The organism is Niallia sp. 01092 (genome assembly GCF_052318935.1).
GTDB lineage: Bacteria > Bacillota > Bacilli > Bacillales > Cytobacillaceae > Niallia.
In genome coordinates this window covers 34,228-56,089 of record NZ_JBQRKO010000021.1, presented here as the reverse complement: position 1 = coordinate 56,089, position 21,862 = coordinate 34,228, and the positions used below count along the sequence as shown (strand labels likewise).

Annotated in this window: 19 protein-coding genes; 10 read left to right on the top strand and 9 right to left on the bottom strand. The window is 35.5% G+C overall.

From position 1 onward, the window contains the following. Positions 1–779: 779 nt before the first annotated feature. The 4 genes from ACTXGU_RS17820 to ACTXGU_RS17805 all read right to left on the bottom strand — a co-directional run bounded on the left by ACTXGU_RS17820 (position 780) and on the right by ACTXGU_RS17805 (position 5,372). A complete protein-coding gene (locus ACTXGU_RS17820) occupies positions 780–989 on the bottom strand; it encodes a hypothetical protein (RefSeq protein WP_443482880.1) in 210 nt (69 codons plus the stop codon). 326 nt (positions 990–1,315) lie between these two features. Continuing rightward, entirely contained in the window at positions 1,316–2,503 is a 1,188-nt protein-coding gene (locus ACTXGU_RS17815; protein ID WP_443482879.1) for a macrolide family glycosyltransferase, read from the bottom strand. 388 nt (positions 2,504–2,891) lie between these two features. Beyond that, complete coding sequence (locus ACTXGU_RS17810; protein WP_443482878.1) at positions 2,892–4,400, bottom strand: coproporphyrinogen III oxidase; 1,509 nt, start codon at positions 4,398–4,400, stop codon at positions 2,892–2,894. A gap of 105 nt (positions 4,401–4,505) precedes the next feature. Further along, positions 4,506–5,372 carry a Cof-type HAD-IIB family hydrolase gene (locus tag ACTXGU_RS17805; RefSeq protein ID WP_443482877.1) on the bottom strand — a complete coding sequence of 289 codons (867 nt, stop codon included), beginning with the start codon at positions 5,370–5,372 and terminating at the stop codon, positions 4,506–4,508. Positions 5,373–5,914: 542 nt separating this feature from the next. Here ACTXGU_RS17805 and ACTXGU_RS17800 point away from each other — a divergent pair. Continuing rightward, entirely contained in the window at positions 5,915–6,109 is a 195-nt protein-coding gene (locus ACTXGU_RS17800; RefSeq protein ID WP_443482876.1) for a small, acid-soluble spore protein, alpha/beta type, read from the top strand. A gap of 192 nt (positions 6,110–6,301) precedes the next feature. On the opposite strand, the gene ACTXGU_RS17795 is transcribed toward ACTXGU_RS17800, so the two are convergent. Then, positions 6,302–6,652, bottom strand: a complete 351-nt coding sequence (locus tag ACTXGU_RS17795) for a YlbF family regulator (protein WP_443482875.1) — start codon at positions 6,650–6,652, stop codon at positions 6,302–6,304. 593 nt (positions 6,653–7,245) lie between these two features. Between ACTXGU_RS17795 and ACTXGU_RS17790 the strand changes: the two genes are divergently transcribed. The 8 genes from ACTXGU_RS17790 (at position 7,246) to ACTXGU_RS17755 (ending at position 16,572) form a co-directional block, all read left to right on the top strand. Beyond that, positions 7,246–8,604, top strand: a complete 1,359-nt coding sequence (locus ACTXGU_RS17790; protein WP_443482874.1) for a YheC/YheD family endospore coat-associated protein — start codon at positions 7,246–7,248, stop codon at positions 8,602–8,604. A gap of 191 nt (positions 8,605–8,795) precedes the next feature. Further along, positions 8,796–9,890 (top strand): YheC/YheD family endospore coat-associated protein, encoded by a 1,095-nt coding sequence (locus ACTXGU_RS17785; RefSeq protein ID WP_443482873.1) that lies wholly within the window; start codon positions 8,796–8,798, stop codon positions 9,888–9,890. Further along, positions 9,868–11,229: a YheC/YheD family endospore coat-associated protein gene (locus ACTXGU_RS17780; RefSeq protein ID WP_443482872.1), complete on the top strand. Its 1,362-nt coding sequence runs from the start codon at positions 9,868–9,870 to the stop codon at positions 11,227–11,229. Before ACTXGU_RS17785 ends, ACTXGU_RS17780 begins: the two co-directional genes overlap by 23 nt. Next, positions 11,226–12,413: a YheC/YheD family endospore coat-associated protein gene (locus ACTXGU_RS17775; RefSeq protein WP_443482871.1), complete on the top strand. Its 1,188-nt coding sequence runs from the start codon at positions 11,226–11,228 to the stop codon at positions 12,411–12,413. The genes ACTXGU_RS17780 and ACTXGU_RS17775 overlap by 4 nt, the downstream gene beginning before the upstream one ends. Positions 12,414–12,473: 60 nt before the next feature. Beyond that, positions 12,474–12,641: a hypothetical protein gene (locus tag ACTXGU_RS17770; RefSeq protein WP_443482870.1), complete on the top strand. Its 168-nt coding sequence runs from the start codon at positions 12,474–12,476 to the stop codon at positions 12,639–12,641. A gap of 134 nt (positions 12,642–12,775) precedes the next feature. Continuing rightward, a complete protein-coding gene (locus tag ACTXGU_RS17765) occupies positions 12,776–13,678 on the top strand; it encodes a PucR family transcriptional regulator (RefSeq protein ID WP_443482869.1) in 903 nt (300 codons plus the stop codon). Between the two features lie 388 nt (positions 13,679–14,066). Continuing rightward, positions 14,067–14,693, top strand: coding sequence for a metal-dependent hydrolase (locus tag ACTXGU_RS17760; RefSeq protein ID WP_443482868.1), 627 nt, complete (start codon positions 14,067–14,069; stop codon positions 14,691–14,693). 781 nt (positions 14,694–15,474) lie between these two features. After that, on the top strand, positions 15,475–16,572 hold the full coding sequence (locus ACTXGU_RS17755) for an ABC transporter ATP-binding protein (protein ID WP_443482867.1): 1,098 nt from the start codon (positions 15,475–15,477) through the stop codon (positions 16,570–16,572). Positions 16,573–16,630: 58 nt separating this feature from the next. Here ACTXGU_RS17755 and ACTXGU_RS17750 read toward each other — a convergent pair whose 3' ends face one another. Continuing rightward, entirely contained in the window at positions 16,631–16,873 is a 243-nt protein-coding gene (locus ACTXGU_RS17750) for a hypothetical protein (RefSeq protein WP_443482866.1), read from the bottom strand. A 263-nt stretch (positions 16,874–17,136) separates the two neighbouring features. Here ACTXGU_RS17750 and ACTXGU_RS17745 point away from each other — a divergent pair, with 263 nt between their 5' ends. Next, on the top strand, positions 17,137–17,346 hold the full coding sequence (locus ACTXGU_RS17745) for a small, acid-soluble spore protein, alpha/beta type (protein WP_443482865.1): 210 nt from the start codon (positions 17,137–17,139) through the stop codon (positions 17,344–17,346). A gap of 82 nt (positions 17,347–17,428) precedes the next feature. Here the strand turns inward: ACTXGU_RS17745 and ACTXGU_RS17740 are convergent, their stop codons facing one another. The 3 genes from ACTXGU_RS17740 to ACTXGU_RS17730 are packed head-to-tail and all read right to left on the bottom strand — an operon-like array spanning position 17,429 to position 21,367. Continuing rightward, a complete protein-coding gene (locus ACTXGU_RS17740; protein WP_443482864.1) occupies positions 17,429–19,441 on the bottom strand; it encodes an ABC transporter ATP-binding protein in 2,013 nt (670 codons plus the stop codon). After that, a complete protein-coding gene (locus ACTXGU_RS17735; protein WP_443482863.1) occupies positions 19,438–21,201 on the bottom strand; it encodes an ABC transporter ATP-binding protein in 1,764 nt (587 codons plus the stop codon). The genes ACTXGU_RS17740 and ACTXGU_RS17735 overlap by 4 nt, the downstream gene beginning before the upstream one ends. A gap of 37 nt (positions 21,202–21,238) precedes the next feature. Beyond that, entirely contained in the window at positions 21,239–21,367 is a 129-nt protein-coding gene (locus ACTXGU_RS17730) for a hypothetical protein (protein WP_443482862.1), read from the bottom strand. Positions 21,368–21,862: the final 495 nt, after the last annotated feature.

The window sequence follows — 21,862 nt, the reverse complement described above, 5'->3', positions numbered from 1 at the left end:
TTCGCACCTTCAAATTCGTTTGCAAATCTTGATAGGACTTGGTTTAGAACAATAAAAAGTAAGGCTTGGTTTTTATTGTTGAGGTTGCTTTCCACTACGGGTTGCTTCGCTTTCCGCGGGGTGGGAGCTGAGCCTCCTCGGCTTTGCCTTGCGGGGTCTCAGCCTTCCCACATTTCCCGCAGGAGTCTTCGCACCCTCCGTTACAAGCAACTTGTTTTAAAATAAGTTCTTGTTTTCGAATTTTATTACAAGGTATTATTGCTAAACAATAGTAGCGTTGATTTTTTTCATGTTATTATTCAACGTTGTTCTACCAAAATGTGCCGCTTGAGTCTATTTCTATAAGGTGGGTGTTTTCACCAGTTCAGCGACAGCAACTAATTGATCAAACGGCTTGATTGGAGTGGAAGGTGCGAGACTCCTGTGGGATTAGCGGGTTAGATGAGACCCCGCAGGCGCAAGCGCCGAGGAGGCTCATCGCACGCCCCACGGAAAGCGAGCATCCTGAAACGGAAAGCAAGCCCCTATTTGTAAGGAATAATGTTTGCAAAAAAACACCCTAGAAGACTAATCAATCACCCTTTTTTAATTGCCCTAAACCAAGTTATAGCAATACATGAAGAGGAATTTATAACTGCGAAGTTTGAGTTATAATTATTAGATTAATGAAGAAATAGGAGAATAATAGACGATTAATGAAAGAAATTTACTGAATAAAATAAAAATAGCACCAACTTCTATTAAATTAGAAATCGGCACTTCGTTTATTCGCTATACGTTTAGCGTGACGCTTTTGGCGGTTGGCACACGTCACATTTACGTTGGTGATTATTTTTAAATTTCGTAAATGTTCTTTCAAAACTGCTACCACATGCACATTTAAAAAGTAACTTTTGAGAAAAACCGTGATATTCCGTCGTTAGCAACTTACTTTCCGAATTGTTCTCAACAAATTCTTTAATTTTACCTATTGTCCATCGTTTATTCATTCTCTTACACCTCCATATTTTATCGCTAGGCGGAGGCTTCTCTTGGCATCCGTTCAATTATGAGCAAAAGTCGTAATTATCCTAAGTTTTTCATTATAACATGAGCTGGCACACAATTAAACAGATCGTTATTTTCTTTATTGCTCAAGTAAGTTAAGTGAAATCATATAAAATGAAAGGATTCTTGACTATATTTATGATCCGCTAGTAATTTTCTACTCAAATAAAACGGTATTACTTTCAGATTTTCCGAATGTGAGAGTACTTCCTTTAGGGAGGAACCTTAACACTTCTTGTCTTCCTTATGAATACTTTTGATATGAAATTTAACTTCTTTTACTTCCTAAAAAAGAATCAATTTCTTTGAGTGCTAGTTCTACCCCTCCACAATCATGGAAACTATCATTAATTTTTTTGATTCCTTCTTTATATTCATTTTTTAATAGAACTTCATTTACTGCATCTTTCAAAGACTGAACCTGAATATTATCTTTTGATAGTCTGTAACCAGCACTAAGCTCTGTTAATCGCTGAGCTACCATTGGCTGATCTTTGTCGTGAGGTATTACAACTAGAGGGACATTATAATGGATGCCTTCATTGACACTATTCATTCCGCCATGTGTAATAAAAACGTCTGATTCACTTAACACTTCTAATTGAGGGACATAGGAAGAAATAATAAAGTTGTCAGGTGCTTTTTTGATTTTAGAGAAATCAGCCCTTTCTCCAGCTGCTATGACAACCTTTCCTTGGAAATCCGAAAAGGCATCGATGCAAATGTTAAAAAATTCTTCCACTTGATCTAGAATCGTTCCCATTGAAATATAAAGTACTTTTTTATCTTTTAACTCTTCAAGAGGGAATTGATTCGTTTCCATTCTCTTTGGAAAGCTTGGCCCTATAAAAATATAGTTATCACCGAAAAGTTCGTTGTTAGGCTGAAAATATCTACTTGTGTATACAATCGTTAATTCCCCATCATTATTCATGAATTGAAGCATGTTCTCTGGTGAAACACCGAACCTTTTTTGGATTTGATCCAATAATTTTTCAGCATGTTGATCAGGATGGAATGGAGTTTCGGAATCTGGATGAAAAGGATGCTTTTTGAAAAATTCATTTGGCACTAAAAATGAAGGAGATGAAGATATACCCGGAACATTTAAATAATCTCGCACTAATTTACCCGCTCCAAATCTATCATAAAAAATAAAATCAAACTGAATGCTTTCTGATAATTGTTTCGTGATTTCTAGTGTGTCTAAGGAAGTTTGAATATGAATGTTCAAAAATGTTTGCACCCCTGAAAGAGTGGAAGCGTTAATGGAGGTTTTTCTAAGTAGATCTGGATGAAGATGAACTTTCGCTCCAACACCTTCAAGTCTTTCCTTAAATTTTTCAGTAGTAATATAGTGTACATTGTCTCCTCGTTCAGCAAATGCTTTTACAATGCCGAGAGTAGGGTTCACATGCCCTTCTGCTGGAAAATTAATAAACAATATATTTGACATTACCGATCACTCCTCCAAGTTTTTTCTATCTATAGTCCCATTGTTGCTGGTTTTCTATTTTGCTTCATCCTTTCTTATATTTTTGATAATTAAATCATATCTAGTTATTTTCCAAGATGCAAACCTATTGATCAATACTCTGTAATTTTCTTACATCAATTGTCAAGTCAATATATTTAAATCATGAACGTTAATTGAAATATCATAAAAACCTTTTAATAAATGGAATATCTATAAAAAGAAAGGAATCCATTTTGATCAATCTTTTTTCAAAATGGATTCCCTTTATATCCCTTATTATAAGGATTTGTGGGCTATTTTTGACCAAACTTTACTCAATTGCTATATCAAGGGCTGTCATCATAATCAATTATACTTTGTCTACAATTTAGTTTACTTCTTCCATAAAAAAATGTTCATTTAACAAGTTAATTTTTCTGTCTGTATATTCTTTAAAGCTATCATTGTATGTTTTTGGATCTTTTGGATTGGAAAACTGTGTGATTTTCCCTGTTACAGGGTGAATAAATTTGCTGGAAGCTCCACAGCCAATGCCGATGACTGTTTGCAATTCTTCCATCATCATAATATTGTAAATACTTTCTTGATTGCGTTTTGAGTAGCCGACATTTTCTAAATTTCCTAAAATATTTTTTTGGCGATATAAATAATACGGAACATAGTCGAATTGTTCTGTCCAATCTTCTGCCATTTTCATCATCTGTTCGATTTCGCTTCTTTCTGCCACTTTGTACTTTGCTTTATTTCGTGTCATTTCAGAAGCACGTTTAAACGATAACGTATGAACCGTTAATGATTCTGGCATCAGTTCTTCTGTTTTGTCTAATGTGTGCTGAAACTCCTTAATCCCTTCTCCTGGCAGACCGATAATTAAATCCATATTAATATTATTCATTCCATGCTCTCGCGCTAAATAATATTTATCGATCGTCTCTTCTACCGTATGATGTCTGCCAATTGCTTTTAGCGTTTCTTGCGTATAAGACTGTGGATTAATGCTTATGCGATCAATCTTATATTTGTTTAAAACAGCGAGTTTTTCCGGGGTAATTGTATCCGGCCGTCCTGCTTCAACCGTTATCTCGCGAATATTTTCTACGTGTGGAAAAGATGCATGCATTTGTTCATACAACATATCCATTTCTTCCGCTGTTATACTTGTTGGTGTTCCTCCGCCATAATAAACGGTTGTAATAGCGATATTTTTTTCTTTTAGCCATTCACCTATTTTTTGCATTTCATAATGAAGTCCCCCTAAAAAAGAGGTAACGGAACCTTGTCTACCATTAATCGCATAAGCGGGAAATGTACAATACGCACATTTAGTTGGGCAAAAAGGAATGCCGATATAAATGCTTACTTCTTTTTTTAAGTCGTATAAATCTGGAATAACCGCCAATTGACGATCAATAATTTTTTGCATTAACGTTATTTTTTCATCGGACATTAAATATTCTTCTTTTAATAACTGATGTGCCACATCCATTGGAACATCGTTCTGTATATGACGATGCAATAATTTGGTAGGGCGAATTCCAGTTAGAATTCCCCATTTCTGCACCATTCCTGTATATTCTTGCAGCACCTTTAAATACACTTGAGAGATTGCATTTTTTTCTTGCTTAAAACGTTCTTTCTCTGTCAGCTGCTGTGTATTTTTTGTACTCTTAAAAGAGCTGGTTCCTTTATGGTTTATTGCTTGCCCACTAATTGTATACAAGGAGTCAGAAGAGCTTACAATAAATTCGATTTGAATCTCAGCTTCTTCTTCTTTATTAAAAGTCACTTTTGTATCTTCAAAAAATAAGTTTCCTATATGTTCTAACGGTCTAATTAAACGCTCATCTGTTAAACCACTTATTAAAATTACCTTCATTTTATATTCACCTTTTATTATTTTGGAGTCATTAAATCTTCATTATACTTTATGTTTTAAAAAAAATCCTCAGTTTTACAAAACTAAGGATTTCAAACTATCTGCTTACTTTATAATATTCATTTTACGAAGAAATTCAATTGGCTGCTGTTTGCGGAAATGTTCTTTTACCATATAGGCTACACCATGTTGATTATTCGATCTTGTTACCCAATTTGCTGCCCTTTTTAACTCATTTGATGCATTGCCCATTGCAACGCCAAGACCTGCCGCTTTAATCATTTCTAAATCATCCATGCTGTCTCCAATGACTACCATTTCTCTGCTTTTTATACCGAGTTGTTCTCCAAGGTATAATAAACCGTTTAATTTAGAAACGGCTGCCGGCAATATTTCCAAACGCCATTCATTCATCTGGACAATATTAATATCATCAAACATTTTTTCCAACACCACTTTTGCATCTGTACAGTCTTTTTTATCTTCAAAATACACTTCAATTTTTGGGGGACTAACTGGTTCTTCTAATAAAACATCGCTAAGCACATCAACGAATTGATGAGAATAAAAGACAGGGTCTCCAGATGACAGCACCGTTTTTGCTAACATATTATGATTCAACTTTGACTTATTAGCTAGAGAAAATTTCTCATGCACTAATCGAATTTGACACATAAACCCTTCTAAGAAGCGAACAATTTCATAAGCAAGATCATCTGCAATTCTTTTTACATAAATCGGTTTTTCTAAGTTAGTAGCAATAAGTGCGCCTTGATGGGTCACAATATGATTATTTAGTTTTAATGCTTTTGCGACTTTTTTTGCAGACGGGAAACTTCTCGATGTAACTAATGTCACATAAATCCCTTTTTGCTGCACATATTCAATTGCATCTTTTGTTGATTTGTTTAAACGGCCATTTGATTGAAGGAGAGTACCATCAATATTTAAAGCTAATAAGCGATAAATCATATATTTATCCCCCGTTTCTAGGTTGTATTTTCTTTATATATCATGTATGTCTAAAACAAGCATAATAGAACCTAGCTAATAAATAATGGCAACTTCCTTTTCGGTAGGCTACCCTGAAAAAAGTTCCGCAGCGTGAATACACTACGCTTTCCGCGGGCGAGCGCCGAGCCGCTTCGTCGCTACGCTCCTGCAGGGTCTCGTCTGTCTCGCTTTCCCGCAGGAGTCTTCGTGTATTCACACTGCTCTGCGCTATAAATGTGGAGACTGTTCGTTCCATGCACCATGGTGCAAATTTTGTTGCATGGGTGTCTCCCCTGAAAATAAGCTCTGTTAAAAGGAGATTTCCGAAGCTTATCGCCCGCTTTCCGCTCCAATCAACTAAGTATCAAAATCAACAATTAGCTTTAACACAGCCTTTTGGTAAAAACCCTTGAGATTAAATTGGAAATATTTTTATAAAAAAATATACGCATAAAATGTGACAATTTTTTTAAACTAATAAATGTAACACAAAAACACACTTCAAGGAGGAAACATTCATCATGGCAACTAGTAATCAACTTGTAGTACCAGGAGTATCTCAAGCATTAGATCAAATGAAATATGAAATTGCAACTGAGTTTGGAGTAAGCCTAGGAGCTGAAACTACTTCTCGCGCTAACGGATCTGTTGGGGGAGAAATTACAAAAAGGTTAGTTCAAATGGCTGAACAGCAACTTGGTGGAAGTAAATTCTAATAAATATGGCTAAAACACTGCCCGTTCCTTTTTAGGAGCGGGTTACTTTATTGTACTACGAAGGAATTTTTCGCTTTTTTATCACGACTATCTTAGACAAAACTCCTCCTTTTCTTTCGTTTATTTTCTTCAAGCCTCGCTCATTCTCCATAACAAAAAGAGCGAACCACCTAAAGGATTCACTCTCTTTTCTTATTGAGCTGGACCATATAATTCTTCTAATGGTTTCATAATAATCTGGTTTAATTCACCGATTATCATGCTCATACGTTGCTCTGCTTCCATCAGCTTTGCAATTTTTTCATGTTGTTGTACTAGTGCTACTGTTTTTTGAGCTTGTTCTACTTCTTCTTGTGTAATTTCTTGACCTGTCATTTGTTTTTGCTGTAATTGCAGTTGAATGTTGCGGAAGTTATCAAACATTGCTTTAGCAGATGGATCTCCGTTCACTTCATCATACATTTTCTTCAAATTATTATATTCATTACTTTGACGGATGGCCTTTTCAAGTGAATAAGCAGAATCATGTAAATTAATCGTCATTTTAACCACTCCTTTTTTTGCAATTGCCTCCACTATAACAAACTATCCGTCATATTGCCAGAATGAAGGCTAATAAGAAAAGCGGAAGCGCCTTGTTCAGCACCGAAGAAAAATGTTCTCATGACTCGAAAAGTGTTTTTTTACTTTTAGAGGCATGAGGTTATCTTTCACAGGGGCTAGGCGCTGGAGCTAGACATCTATTTAACTTCAGAAAATTTATGCTTATTACCTTGATGGTAAACCCAGTTGAAAACTTTCATTTGCATATTTTTCTGGTATGTAGGATCGTAATCACCATTTTTCATTTTTTTCATAGGATACCGTATCAGCATTCGCCTAGATTTGCATCTATTATTTATTAAGGCTGTTTTCGTATAGATTGTTGCTTTGAGATTCGCAGCCTGAATACACTTCGTCCGTTTAGCGAACGTCGAGCCTCCTCGTCGCATTCGCTCCTGTGGGGTCTCGTCTTTCTCGCATTCCCACAGGAGTCTACGTGTATTCAGTCTGCTGAGTACTTCTTCTCCCATTTTTTTTACGTAAATAACAACAAACTTTGAGAAAATAGTCTTTATTAAAAATGAGGAATTATCATGGCCAATCATTTTTTGCAGCTTTCCATTAAAGAGGATTCCTCTCTTTCAGGATTCACTATTACAATGAGTCCTTCTTTGCTTCATTACTGGGGAATTAACGAAAATAAAAAGGTGTTTATTCAGATTGGAATAACGACTGTAACTGTTGTCGTACAAGAACATCGGCATGAAAAGCAAACGGTTTTCTTTAGTAAAGATGTAATGGAACAACTTAAATTGCCTGAACAAAACTTATATTTTCTTGCCCAATTTTTCAGGCAGACAGAAACAATATTTTTAGGTCCCATTGTTGCTATTCTAACCGAGATAAAAGAAAACAATGATATTACTCCCGATTTTCGTTCTCTTCGTCAGCTTTGTGAAGAATTAAAAAATGAAATTTCAGATATTGGCGGCCTTATATACGTTTGTGGATTACAGGATTTTTATACTGATTCTATAACAGGCTACTCTTATCAGCACAATAAATGGGAAAAGACTACTTTACCATATCCAACTGTTGTTTATAATCGTCTTCATTCCAGGAAACTAGATGCCAGTGTCCATTTTCAACACTTGAAGAAATCATTAGGAGAAAAAGCAATCCCATTATTTAACTCACAGTTTTTTTCTAAATACGATACACATCTTCTTTTGGAAAAAGATGCTCGTATTCAAAAGCATTTACCAGAAACAAAAAGACTATCAAAAGAAGCAGTAGAAATGATGGTTAAAAGCTACACTTCCATTTATATTAAGCCAGTACATGGCAGTCAAGGACGCAACATCATCCATCTAACTACAATAGACAATAAGTATTGTGCTACTGCCTCGTCTGGAAAACAGAAAGGCAAAAAACACTTCTTTTTTTCTACGGAAGAACTTTGGAAATGGATTCAACGTTTTACGAAAGATAAAATCTATCTTATTCAAGAAGGGATAGATTTTCAGCCATTCCAGCGGCGTTCCTTAGATTTCCGTGTGCTTTGTCATAAAAATTATGATAATCATTGGAAAGCAACTTCCATTGTCGCACGTGCCGCAAACAATGATGCATTTGTCGCAAATTTAGCACAAGGAGCAGAACTTCTGCAGGCGAAAACTGTTTTACCTCTATTGTTCGGAAAAGAACACGCTCAAGCGTTATTAATAGAATTAAAAAAATTAGCTGCAGACGTGGCAGAAATTATTAGTGAAAATACGGATGGTTATTTAGGAGAAATGGGAATTGACATAGGAGTCGATACAAATGGAGCGTTATGGATTATTGAAGCAAACTCCAAACCTTCTAAAAGTCTTGACGAACCTTCTACTAAAGTAAGACCTTCTACAAAAGCCCTATTAGAATATTTTATAAGACTTTCTTTTCCAAATTAGAAAAGCGCAAGCGCATTGTTCAGCCCTGAAGAAAAATGTTCACTTGGCTCAAAAAGTGTTTTTTACTTTTAGAGACAAGAGGTTATCTTTCACAGGGGCTAGGTGCTGGAGCTAGACAAAGAAAAGCGGAACCGCCTTGTTCTTCCCGAAAAAAATGTTCTAATCTTTTAATGACAAAGGAGATAGATAAAATGAATCGTTTCGGTATTATGACGCTTTCCCTTGACAGTGAATCTAGTTATATAAATGGAATTGCTAATTATTGTGATCCATCTGCCTTTCAAATTTTTCATTTTGTTCCATCCACTTTTGATCCTTTTACAGAAAAGGTAAAGGGTCGTATGTATAACCATGAAAACAACACTTGGGTTACAGGAGAATTCCCTATTCCTACCATTCTTTATGACCGTTGTTTCTATCATGAGAGCAGCCATTCTCATCAATGCAAAAATATCGTCTCCTGGTTAAAAAACAGAGAAGATATTAAGTTTATTGGCAATGGGTTGCCGAATAAATTAACCCTTTATGATGTTTTAAAAGAATCAAGATTAAAAGCATACATTCCGAGAACAAAAACGCTGCGCAATGCTGAACAATTACTTGCTGAATTATCTACTGCTCAACCTGTCATCATCAAACCAATTAACGGTTCACAAGGTAATGGCATTTATTTTATCCAAAAGAGAAACAAAGAAATTTTTGTAAAAACAGACAAAAAAAACAAACAGGTAGAACATAGCTTTTCTGATTCCGAAAAATTTATTGCCTGGTTAAACGGTTTATTAGCGAAAAACGCTTATTTAAGCCAAGCATATTTACCTTTATATAATCAAAGCAAGCAGCCATTTGACATTCGTTCCCTCTTACAAAAAAAACCTTCTGGAAAATGGGAAATAGTCGAAAAAGGAATTCGTTTAGGGGAGCCTAACCGAATCATTTCCAACTTAAGTGCTGGAGCTGATGTTATCCCCTTTCGTGATTGGTTAAAACACACTTCCTTTCGTATGAAAAACTTTTTAGAAAATGAGGTGAATGATATCCTTTCCACTATTCCTCCTGTTTTAGAAAAATCATTTCCTTCTCTGTTTGAACTTGGAGTGGATATCGGTGTAACAGCAAATGGCTCATTATGGATTCTTGATGTTAATTCTAAACCAGGAAGGAAAGTTATCTTAAACGCTTATCCTCATTTAGAAGAACAATTATATAAAGCTCCCACACTTTATGCAGCATCTATACTTGCTGAAAAAGGAGGAAAAATGAATGCAAAAACAGTATCCGATTGAGATTATTTCACAGGAACGCAACACGATTTTTATCCCAAATGAAAGTGAAATAGCACTTCCTTTACAAAAAATATCATTTGGCTCCATAAAAATGGATAGCATCGTAAAAAAACAATCTAAAAATATCATCAGCATTAGTCAAGACCTTGCACAAGCACTTCACATTCCTGTAGAATCTTCTGCTGTTCATCTTTTTTTTGATCATGATACCCTTTATATTGGTCCGTTAATCGGCATTTTCACTTCTGGTTTTTCTCCCATTAAAGTAAGACCCATTGGTGATCGGACACTTATCTTCTCTAAGCTGTTGTCTGTTCAAAAAACAGTTGGCGTGATTGCCTTTTTATTTGGCGAACAGCATATTAATTGGGATAATTCTACCATTAATGGTTTATTTTATAGCGATGGCGGTTGGAAGACAATAGAAGTGCCTTTCCCAAACATCGTGTATGATCGGATTCCAAATCGTAAAAGTGAAAAACAAGCACGGATAAAAATGGCGAAAAACCGGTTGCAAAAGGACTATTTAATCCCTTGGTATAATCCTGGATTTTTTAATAAGCTAGATATTTATGAACGCTTGCTGCAAGAAAACAGCATTGCTGATTATTTACCTGAAACGCACCTGTTCACCTCGTTTTCCACTGTAGAAAGAATGCTCAGCAGCTTTGGGCATGTTTATATAAAACCGAAAAATGGCAGTTTAGGTAAAGGCATTTATCAAGTAATTTATGATAAAAAAGAAAATTATTATTTTGTCCGTTTTCAAGATAGCACTGGACAAAATCGTCTGCAAAAATTTGAATCCCTTGAAAAATTGATCAATCACACTTTTCGCAACAAAAACATCACCAATTTTATTATTCAACAAGGAATTTATTTAATTCGATCTGATAAAAAGCCAATTGATTTTCGTATTCATACAAATAAAAATAGATTGGGTCAATGGGAGGTTACTGCCATTTCCGCAAAAATTGCCGGATCAGGAAGCGTTACAACCCATATTAATAACGGCGGAATGATTAAAAGTATAGAGGAATTAGAAGAAATAGATATTGAAACAAAGGAACTACAAAATAAATTAAGCGCTGCTTCCTTAAAGATAAGCGCCGCGTTGGAAAAACAATTAGAAGGAATTATTGGAGAAATTGGTTTTGATATTGGAATCGACCGAAAAGGAAAAGTATGGCTATTTGAAGCAAACTCTAAACCAGGGAGAAGTATTTTTAAAGACCCTTCCTTAAAAAAATATGATGTATTAACAAGAAGACTTTCTTTAGAATACGCCATTTTCCTGATGGAAAAAAGTATAAAAAAACCTGAGGATATGTACCGATGAATGTTTATTATGACTCCAAAAAAAGGTGTTGGAGTATAGTAAACAAAGAAGATAGAACAATCGGAAGCAATAAGATAAAGCTTGCTGCCATTAAAACAGTTGAAAATCATCATTACCCGTTTCCTATTGTGGAAACAGAAAAAAACGCTGGGCCGATTGTTGGAATTCTCACTTCCTATAATAATAAGAAGAAACTAGTCGGCAATGGTCCACTATTTATTAGGCTGCAAACAGAGTTGCGAGCTTTAGGTGGAATCATCGTTGTCTTTGCTCCCGAAGATGTCGAAGAAAACGGTATAAGCGGCTTTGCATACGTCCATGATGAAAATCGCTGGATATATGTAAAAAGTCCGCTTCCACATATCGTATATAATAGAATTCCATTTCGAAAAACAGAAAAAGATTCGTCTTTTCATCGTGCTATCGCTATTTTTTCCAATAATTCGATTCCCTATTTTAACCCTTCCTTTATTAATAAGTTTGATCTGTACCAAGTTTTAAAAATGGATAAAGTATTAAAAAAATTCTTACCAGAAACAATCTTAATCACACAAAAAAAGGAATTAGGCACCTTCCTACTTAAACATAAAAATATATATATTAAAGCAGTACAAGGATATAAAGGAAAAAATATTTTTAATATTTATTTTAATGAAGATTCTTCCATCATATGCAACAGTTCGTTTACGACATCCACTTTTCCATCCTTCGATTCATTTTGGCAAAGTTTCGAGCAATCACAAAAAAACACGATTTTTATTGCTCAACAAACGATTGATGCCGCTCTATTTCATGATCATCGCTATGATTTCCGCATTCTCATCACCTATAATCATGATAAGTATACGTTAACAGGTGTAGGAATAAGACAGTCTGTTTCCCAAGAAATTACTACTCATATACCAAATGGCGGTCAACTGCTTTCCTATGATCTCGTTCAAACTGCAGAACATGATGACTTTATTCACTTATTAGTGGAAAATTGCGGACCTGTTTTATCGGAGCACTTTGGGTTTTTTGGAGAATTTTCGATAGATGCCTGTGTAGATAAAGATGGAAATTATTATATATTTGAAATCAACAGCAAACCAATGCTGTTTGATGAAGAAGAAATTGAAACAAAACGCTGCAGGCAGCTGATTAATCTTTTTTATCAGCTTTCCCATACAATGATTAAAGACTGAACAAAATAGAGAGAATATTTGCCGTTGAATCTATCCATCCTAATCAGAGGAGGGATATTAATGAAGAAAAAAGATTTGCTATACGAAGGGAAAGAAGCTGCCTATCTAGATATTGACCGTATGATTAATGAAGGGATGGGCGGCGGTTATGTTGTTCATCGAGCCGATACTACTAATATCGAGGAAGCAAGGGATCTCCCCGAAGAAGACCCTCCACACACTGTTTAAGTTTTGTCTATGGAGAGAATCAGAGAGAATAGTACTAACTTCTGATTCTCTTTTATTTATTGCCGGCACCCTTTTTCTATTATAAAATTAAAACAAAAAATTAATCGCTTTCTTTAATGGCTATAGGAGGCATTATGAAACATAAATTACTCTCTTACTTCCAACATGCAATTGAACAAACATCTCCCCCTTCATCATCGCAACTAGAAACATATCATTGGTTTATACTTTCTGCTCAGAAAGAATGGTTTGGGATCCCTAAAAAGGAAATCAATGATTCACAGCTTGATTTACTTAAAAACTTATTTGATTATTTTATACTAGAGGAAAAAAATCACAAAGAAGAATTAGTATGGAAACAATTTCTTTTTTTGCAAGGTAAAATTCCTTCCGATATAGAAGCAACATCCATTCGTTTGATTCAGTTTCATATTCAAGGGAAAGAATGGGAAAAAAAACTAATGAACGACGCATTTACAGACTTTATTGGCAAAAATAATTTATTGATTTGGAAAAATCATCATGAAGGGGTGATAGTGGAGAAAAATCAACACAATCTACAAGAAGAGGCATTCGCTTCTTTTTCCAAAGCGATACAATCAGATTTTTATGCAACTATTACTTTTTTTATCGGAAAAGAAGTAAAATTAAATACAACATTACCAGTAATTTTCACCCAAGAAAGAGAGTTATTTTCAAAAGGTTTAGAGATTATTCCGTCCCAAAATGTTTTATCGTTTGAAAAAATTCTCCCTACACTATTTATCCATAGATTATTAGAAAATGAATTAGAGCTTTTTTATCATTGCTTTTCTATTTTTAAAGAAGATAAAGAAATACTACATACCATACAAACATTTATAGAAAATAATGGTCATAGCACCAATACAGCAAAGCAGCTTTTTATCCATCGAAATACGCTGCAATATCGTTTAGATCGATTTACCGAAAAAACTGGCTTTCACTTAAAAGATTTTAACAGTTTATTTACGATTTATCTTGCCTGTTTATTATTTCATCCTGGGCACAAGCAATAATGCAACATTATAATTAACTAGGCTACCCTGAAAAGAAGTTCCGCAGCGTGAATACACTACGCTTCTTGCTTAGCGAGCGCCGAGCCGCTTCGTCGCTACGCTCCTGCAGGGTCTCGTCTGTCTCGCTTTCCCGCAGGAGTCTTCGTGTATTCACGCTGCTCTGCGCTATAAATGTGGAGACTGCTTCTTTCCATGCACCATGGTGCGAATTTTATTAGCATGGGTGTCTACCTTGAAAATAAGCTCTGTTTACATAAAAAAGGGTTGCTATTTTACTAGTTTCGCCTATAATGAGAAAAGCGCAAGCGCCTTGGTCGTCTATTTTCACTGCTTCAAAGCATTTAAAGACCAATGGTTTAATACATAATCAGAAAAAGGTGAACAAAGCTTGAAAGGAACATCACATGCAGTAGTGGGAGCGGCAACTGGCTTTATCGTTGCAAATTATGTTCAGGCAAATCCTACAGACACACTTTTATTAGTCGGATTTGGAGGAATTTCTGGCTTAATGCCTGATATGGATATTGATGGAAAGCTAAGCAATAAAATTACGCTATCACACAAAGTATTTCAGACTATAGCACAAGTCATTGGTTTAATGATGATTATGTACAGCTTTTATAAAGGTTCTGTAAATGAGATGATATATGGCATTGGCTTAGGCGGGATGATTATTTTTATTTCTTATCGACTAAAGCAAAGACATATGTTAACAGTAACTGGAATCGGTGTTTTATTAGGAGGGATTTCTTTAGATGAAAAATGGCTGATGCTTTTAGGCGTTTATATCATCATATCTTCCTTTATTTCACATAGAACTTACACTCACTCTATCCTTGGCATTATTTTTTACGGATTTATAGCTTTTCAGTTTGAACAATCGATTAAAATCGAGGGTGTATACTATACTTGTTTACTGGCATATATTAGTCATTTATTTTGTGACTTTCGCTTTTTACCATTTAATAAACGTGGAGTTAAATTATTTTTACCTATTTCATCAAAGGAAATATAATAAGAAAAGAATCTTTACAAATATAAAAAAGTTCGTATTTTAAAAGCACTCTTAAGAACAAAGCTTAGTGCTTTTTCTTTGGTTTTGTCCTTCATAAGCCGTCTCAAAGACAAAACTTAGTGCTTTTTCTTTGGTTTTGTCCTTCATAGGCCGTCTCAAGGACAAAGCTTAGTGCTTTTTCTTTGGTTTTGTCCTTCATAAGCCGTCTCAAAGACAAAACTTAGTGCTTTTTCTTTGGTTTTGTCCTTCATAGGCCGTCTCAAGGACAAAGCTTAGTGCTTTTTCTTTGGTTTTGTCCTTCATAAGCCGTCTCAAAGACAAAACTTAGTGCTTTTTCTTTGGTTTTGTCCTTCATAAGTAGTCTCAAGGACAAAACTTAGTGCTTTTTCTTTGGTTTTGTCTTTCATAAGCCGTCTCAAGGACAAAACTTAGTGCTTTTCTTTGGTTTTGTCTTTCATAAGCTGTCTCAAAGACAAAACTTAGTGCTTTTTCTTTGGTTTTGTCTTTCATAAGCTGTCTCAAGGACAAAACTTAGTGCTTTTCATTGGTTTTGTCTTTCATAAGCCGTCTCAAGGACAAAACTTAGTGCTTTTTCTTTGGTTTTGTCTTTCATAAGGCTAGAAGGTGATCACGAGGGACGAGTACTATGAAAGTTTTATAAAATGTAAGCGTTTTAGTCATTTTGCTGAATAAATAATTGCTTCTTTTATGCATTCTGCCAATATGAAAGCGTATTCAAAAATGATACATTATATATATAAAGAAAAGGAGGAACAAAAAAATGGCAGAATTAAAATTAGAGAACATATATAAAATTTATGATGAAAAAGTAACAGCGGTTGAAGATTTTAATTTACACATTCAAGATAAAGAATTTATTGTTTTTGTCGGTCCTTCTGGGTGCGGAAAATCGACTACACTAAGAATGATTGCGGGTTTAGAAGATATTTCAAAAGGTGATTTTTATATTGATGACGTGCGCGTTAATGATGTTGCGCCAAAGGACCGCGATATTGCAATGGTTTTCCAAAACTATGCCCTATACCCTCATATGACAGTATATGATAATATGGCATTTGGCTTAAAGCTTCGCAAGTTTCCTAAAGCAGAAATTGATGAAAGAGTTCGAAATGCTGCTAAAATTCTAGGACTGGAAGAGTATTTAAAAAGAAAACCAAAAGCGCTATCTGGAGGACAGCGCCAAAGGGTTGCATTAGGTCGTGCAATTGTCCGCGACGCCAAAGTGTTTTTAATGGATGAACCATTATCTAACTTAGATGCAAAATTACGTGTTCAAATGCGAGCGGAAATATCAAAGCTTCATCAAAGACTGCAAACTACAACGATATATGTAACACATGACCAAACAGAAGCAATGACAATGGCTTCTAGACTTGTTGTAATGAAAGATGGAATCATTCAGCAAGTAGGATCCCCAAAAGATGTATACGAAAAACCAGAAAACGTTTTTGTAGGTGGGTTTATTGGATCCCCCGCGATGAACTTCTTTGATGGAAAAATAGTAGGGGATAACCTGTTGATTGGAGAAACTTCTTTCGCTATTCCTGAAGGAAAATTAAAAATATTAAGAAAGCAAGGCTATATTGGCAAAGAAGTGATCTTTGGCATTAGACCAGAAGATATTCATGATGAATTGTTGTTTATATCAAGTTCAGAAAATACAGTCTTTAATGCAAAAGTGGATGTATTTGAATTAACTGGTGCAGAAAGTTTAGTCTATTCAACCCTTGCTGGCAAAGAATTTGTCGCACGTCTAGACTCAAGAGCAGATGTATTTGCTGGAGCTAAAATACAATTAGCATTTGATATGAATAAAGCCCATTTCTTTAATAAAGAAACAGAAAGCAGAATTCGTTAATAAGTATCTGACATCGCTGCCTATTTAGTAAACAAATAAGCAGTGATGTCTTTTTCTATTATTCACGTACAAATTCTATCCCTTCATATCCACACTCTTTGCAAAATACTAAATGTGGACAAAGATGTTCCGCTAAATCACTAAACCCATCTTCCAGTTTCATTTGATCGATTGGCATATAAGCACTATAGTCATCATAGTAGTCCATAATTCTTCCTTTGTCCTCCACTGTTTGATGACAATTTGGACAAGATTGAACTAATTGTTTCCATCCGTTGCAAACTGGGCAAATAGTCGCCATAATCCACCTCTGCTTCTTTCATTTCCTTACCTTATTTTTTTTAAAACATAAGAATCTATTCCCCTTATAAGAAGGAAAGATACTTACTTATTAGGAATGAATTCCCTATTAATAAAAAGGAATAGAAATAAACATTCCACCCATACTATTAGTACAAGCAGCATATTATTGGGTGATGCCAAGCGGCAGTAAGATATTCTTATTTGCTGGTGTAATTCCAGCTAACCCAACCAAAACAATATTTTATGAGGAGATAAAACATTATGACAACAAGTAAAAGCAATTCCTCAAATCAACTTTTAGTACCAGGAGTATCTCAAGCTTTGGACCAAATGAAATACGAAATTGCAACCGAATTTGGTGTAAGTTTAGGTGCAGAAACAACTTCTCGCGCTAACGGATCAGTTGGTGGAGAAATTACAAAACGTCTTGTACAAATGGCTGAGAGCCAACTTGGCGGAACACAAGCTTAATTAAACAATTTCATATAATTGGCTAAAGCCCCCAAAATTTTTTGGGGGCTTACTTGGTCAACTTTGCTTAATTAATTATTTTTTATCCGACTAATGACGACCCTTGCTGAAGCTGGTACATCTGATAGTATCTTCCTTTTTTCTTCATCAATTCCTCATGATTTCCTTTTTCTACAATTTCTCCATGGTCTAAGACGATTATTTGATCTGCATTTCGAATCGTTGATAATCGGTGGGCAATGATAAATGTTGTTCTTCCTTTTTTAAGGACTTCCATCGCTTTTTGGATAATTTGTTCTGTTTCTGTATCAATGCTGCTCGTTGCTTCATCCAAAATTAAAATCGCGGGATCAGAGGCTAATGCTCTTGCAAAAGATATGAGCTGTCTTTGACCGCTTGATAATGTACTTCCTTTTTCAATAACAGGTTCATCATAGCCTTGTTCTAGATGTTTCAGAACACGGTCTGCTCCTACGTCTTTTAACGCATTTTCCATCTTTTCTTTTGTTATTGATGGATCATGAAGGGTCACATTGGTGGCTATCGTCCCTTTAAAGAGAAATGGGTCTTGCAACACAATGCCCATATGCTTTCGTAAATCCTGTCTGGACATATCTTTAATGTTTTTTCCATCAATCATTATTTTCCCTGATTGAATATCATAAAAACGGAATAATACATTCATAATCGAACTTTTTCCTGAACCTGTATGTCCTACTAGTGCAATCGTTTCTCCATGTTTCGCTTCAAACGTAATGTCTTTTAATACATACTCCTTGTCTTTATAGGCGAAGTTCACATGTTCAAACACGACATTTCCTTTATAACGTTCCATTGTAGCCGTTTCAACATCTATTCCGTCTTCATCCAACAGTTCAAATACTCGCTCAGCTGCAACAAGTGCCTGCTCTAAATTTGCTAACTGGTTAACAATTCCGACTATCGGATGAAACATACGGTTAATATAGTCGACAAATGCATATAGAACACCTAATGAGATCGCTGTTGCAATAGACAATGATTGCCCAGCTACATACCAAATAAATACAACAAAGATAATATTTCTTAACACATTGACAAGGTTATGAGAAGTTAAGCTATTTAAATGTAACAGCTTATTTTGATAACGAAAATGTTCTTCATTTAATATCTCAAACTCTTCTTGTGTTTGTTTCTCTTTTCCGAATGCTTGAATAATATTCATACCTTGAATCGATTCATTGACCATTCCATTGATATCACTATTTCGCGCCCTAATAACATGATTATATCGGGCAGCAAATTTCCTATATCCTATCATCCATATAAATAGTACAGGAATTAAAAATAAACAAATCGCTGCAAGCTTAGCATTTAAAATGAACAAGGCTACATATATCCCTATGATATAAATACCGCTTGAAAAAAAATTAGAAAGGACCGTTACATATAATTCTCTAATTGCTTCCGTGTCATTCGTTACCCTTGCCACTACCTTTCCGGCTGGGAGATTATCAAAATATTTTACGGGAAGTCGCTGAATTTGTGCAAATACATCTTTCCGCATTTTTTGAATAATACGATTGGATGATTTTTTCAGAAAGAAATGTTGCCCAAATTGAAAGACTGCTGCAATAATTACTAAAGCAAAATAGAATAGCAGCTTCTTGATAATAAAGGGGATTTCCGGCTTATAAAAGGCAAATACCTCTGTTCTTGACAACCGTTCTCCTTTATATTTAGCAGCATTCCCGTCCTTGCTTATCGTTAGTTCACCGTTTTGAAAGGTTCTTTCTCCATCAAAAGAAATAGAACCTTCTACAAAAACAAATTGTCTGCCAACTTGCAATATTCTTGCAGGATTCATTTTCTGTTCTTTATTTGAAAAATAACTTTCTTTTTTATACCATCTCCCATTATAGGGAACTGCTTGACTCGAAGATGTTGTTTCATACCAATTTGCCTCAATTCCCATGATATGCTCATCAATTACTTTTTTCGCAATAAATGGTCCGGCCAAATCTGCAGCAACGGCAATCGTTAACATCATTAGTGCTGCAAAAATAATACTTTTGAATGCAAATGCATACTTTAAAAGTCGTTTTCCTGTACTCAAGTTTGCACCTCCTGCTGTTGTTCAGATTTTGCTTTTGTTTGCTGAATGAAATACTGTTCTTTATACCATCCGTTATTTTTCATTAACTGCTCATGTGTTCCATGCTCTACTATTTGTCCATCTTCTAACACAATAATTTGATCAGCATGTTGAATGGCCGTTAATCGGTGGGTTGTAATAATCGTTGTTTTTCCTTGTCGCTCTGTTTTTATATTTTGAATAATACGTTGTTCTGTTTTTGCATCGACTGCAGATAAAGAATCATCTAACATCAATATTTCTGGCTTTCTTATCAGTGCCCTTGCAATAGAGATTCGCTGTTTTTGTCCCCCTGAAAGTGCTACTCCTTTTTCTCCTACAAGCGTATCGAGCCCTTCTGGAAGCATATCAAGGTCTTGTTGAAATGAAGCCAGTTTAATTGCTTCCTCCAGCTGTTCATCTGTTGAATTTTCATGTCCAAACATAATATTTTCTTTTACCGTTTTGGAAAACAATACGTGATCCTGAGGAACATAACCGATCCAGCTGCGCACCTTCTCTAGCCGCTGCTTGTCGATTTCTACCCCATTAATGCTAAGTTCTCCTTCTCCTGTTGGATACTCTCTAAGCAATTGCTTGATTAATGTCGTTTTTCCACTTCCCGTTTTCCCAACTACCCCAATTGTTTCTCCTTGTTTAATTGTAAAATGAATATTCTTTAAATTGTTTATTTTAGAAGAGGGATATTGAAACGCAACGGAATTAAATACAATATTTTTTGGTGTATGAACGTCTTTTGGAGAGATTGGATCGGTGACATCCGCTTTGTAATTTAACGTTTCTTGTACTCTATCTAAAGAAGCATTGCCTCTTTGCATAATATTCATCAGCTCACCAACAGCAAACATCGGCCAAACAATCATTCCTAAATACACATTAAACGTGACAAGCTGGCCAATCGAAATCTCCTGCTGAAAAACTAAATAAGCACCGTAGCCCAACCCAATTAAATAACTTAATCCGACTAGAATTCGTATAGTAGGTTCAAATAAGGAATCAATTTTTGCAACAGCAATATTTTTATCATAAACCTCTTCTGTTAACTCGTGAAACTGCTGTTCATCCGCTTTCTCCAAAACAAATGCTCGGATTACACGCACCCCTGAAACAGACTGCAAAACACGATCATTTAATTCGCCAAAAGCATCTTGCGCTTCTGTAAACCGCTTATGAATACGATCACCGTATACTTGCATGATGAAAGCCATTATCGGCAGCGGCAAAATCGCTGCTAGCGTTAGCTTCCAACTAACTAATACACACATCGTAGCTAAAATGGTAACCATAAAAATACTGGAATCAATTAAAGTAAGTATTCCGAATCCTGCGGTAGTGGAGATTGCCTTTAAATCATTCGTTGCTCTTGCCATTAAATCTCCTGTGCGATTTTTTTCGAAAAAAGTCGGTGTCATTTTTAATAAATGACCCATAAAATTACTTCGTAGTTTTCTTTCTAAAAGAAATGCACCGCCAAAAAGTTTATACATCCAAATATAAGTAATCAAATAGGTACCCAATGTAATACCTGCAACAACTAGGATATAATAAACCGACTTTTGTGCTGTCAGCGTTCCAAGCGCAATTTCATCAATAAACCTGCCTATTAGCTGCGGTGGAATGATCTCAACAAAACCGATAAGGATAAGCAAAACAATCGCAATCGTATATCTTTTCCAATGCTCTTTAAAAAACCACTTTAACTTAAATAATATCGAAAACATTTCATCTGTCCTTTCTTTATCGAACTATTCTTTTAAACTAGCCACTTTCTAAATCCTTTAATTTCATTCCGTTTTGTTTATTGCTTACAATCATCTTCATCTTCATCTTCCTTCTCCAGAATTTTTTATTAGGCTCTGTTAAACTTGCCTGTTGATTTCCGCTCAAGAAGTTCGCTTTCCGCGGGCGGTTCGGGAGCCTCCTCGGCGCTGTGCGGAGGTCACTAAAAAAGTGAATGCTATAAAATATAGGTAGTGACAATCCAAGCAACGCAGAGGTTTTCGTTCGGTTTTCCGAGGCTTACCACACGCTTTCCGCGGGGCGAGCGCCGAGCCGCTTCGTCGCTATGCTCCTGCAGGGTCTCGCCTGTCTCGCTAATCCCGCAGGAGTCGTGCGGACGCCTCTCCTAACCAACATGATGATCGTTTTCAAACTCTCTATACCATTTTTACCCTAATAAATTTAAGTGTTTCACCTATAATTTATCTAATAAAACACTTTTTCAGTTCCGTCGCTGTACGCCTGTGGTGTCTCCTTTTGACTCGCTTTTCCCGCAGGAGTCTCACTCCTTCCGCTCCAAATCAACAAAGTATCAAAATCAACAATTAGCTTTAACACAGCCTTTTATTAAAAAGGGAATGACCCCTGTTTAACCCACAGAAA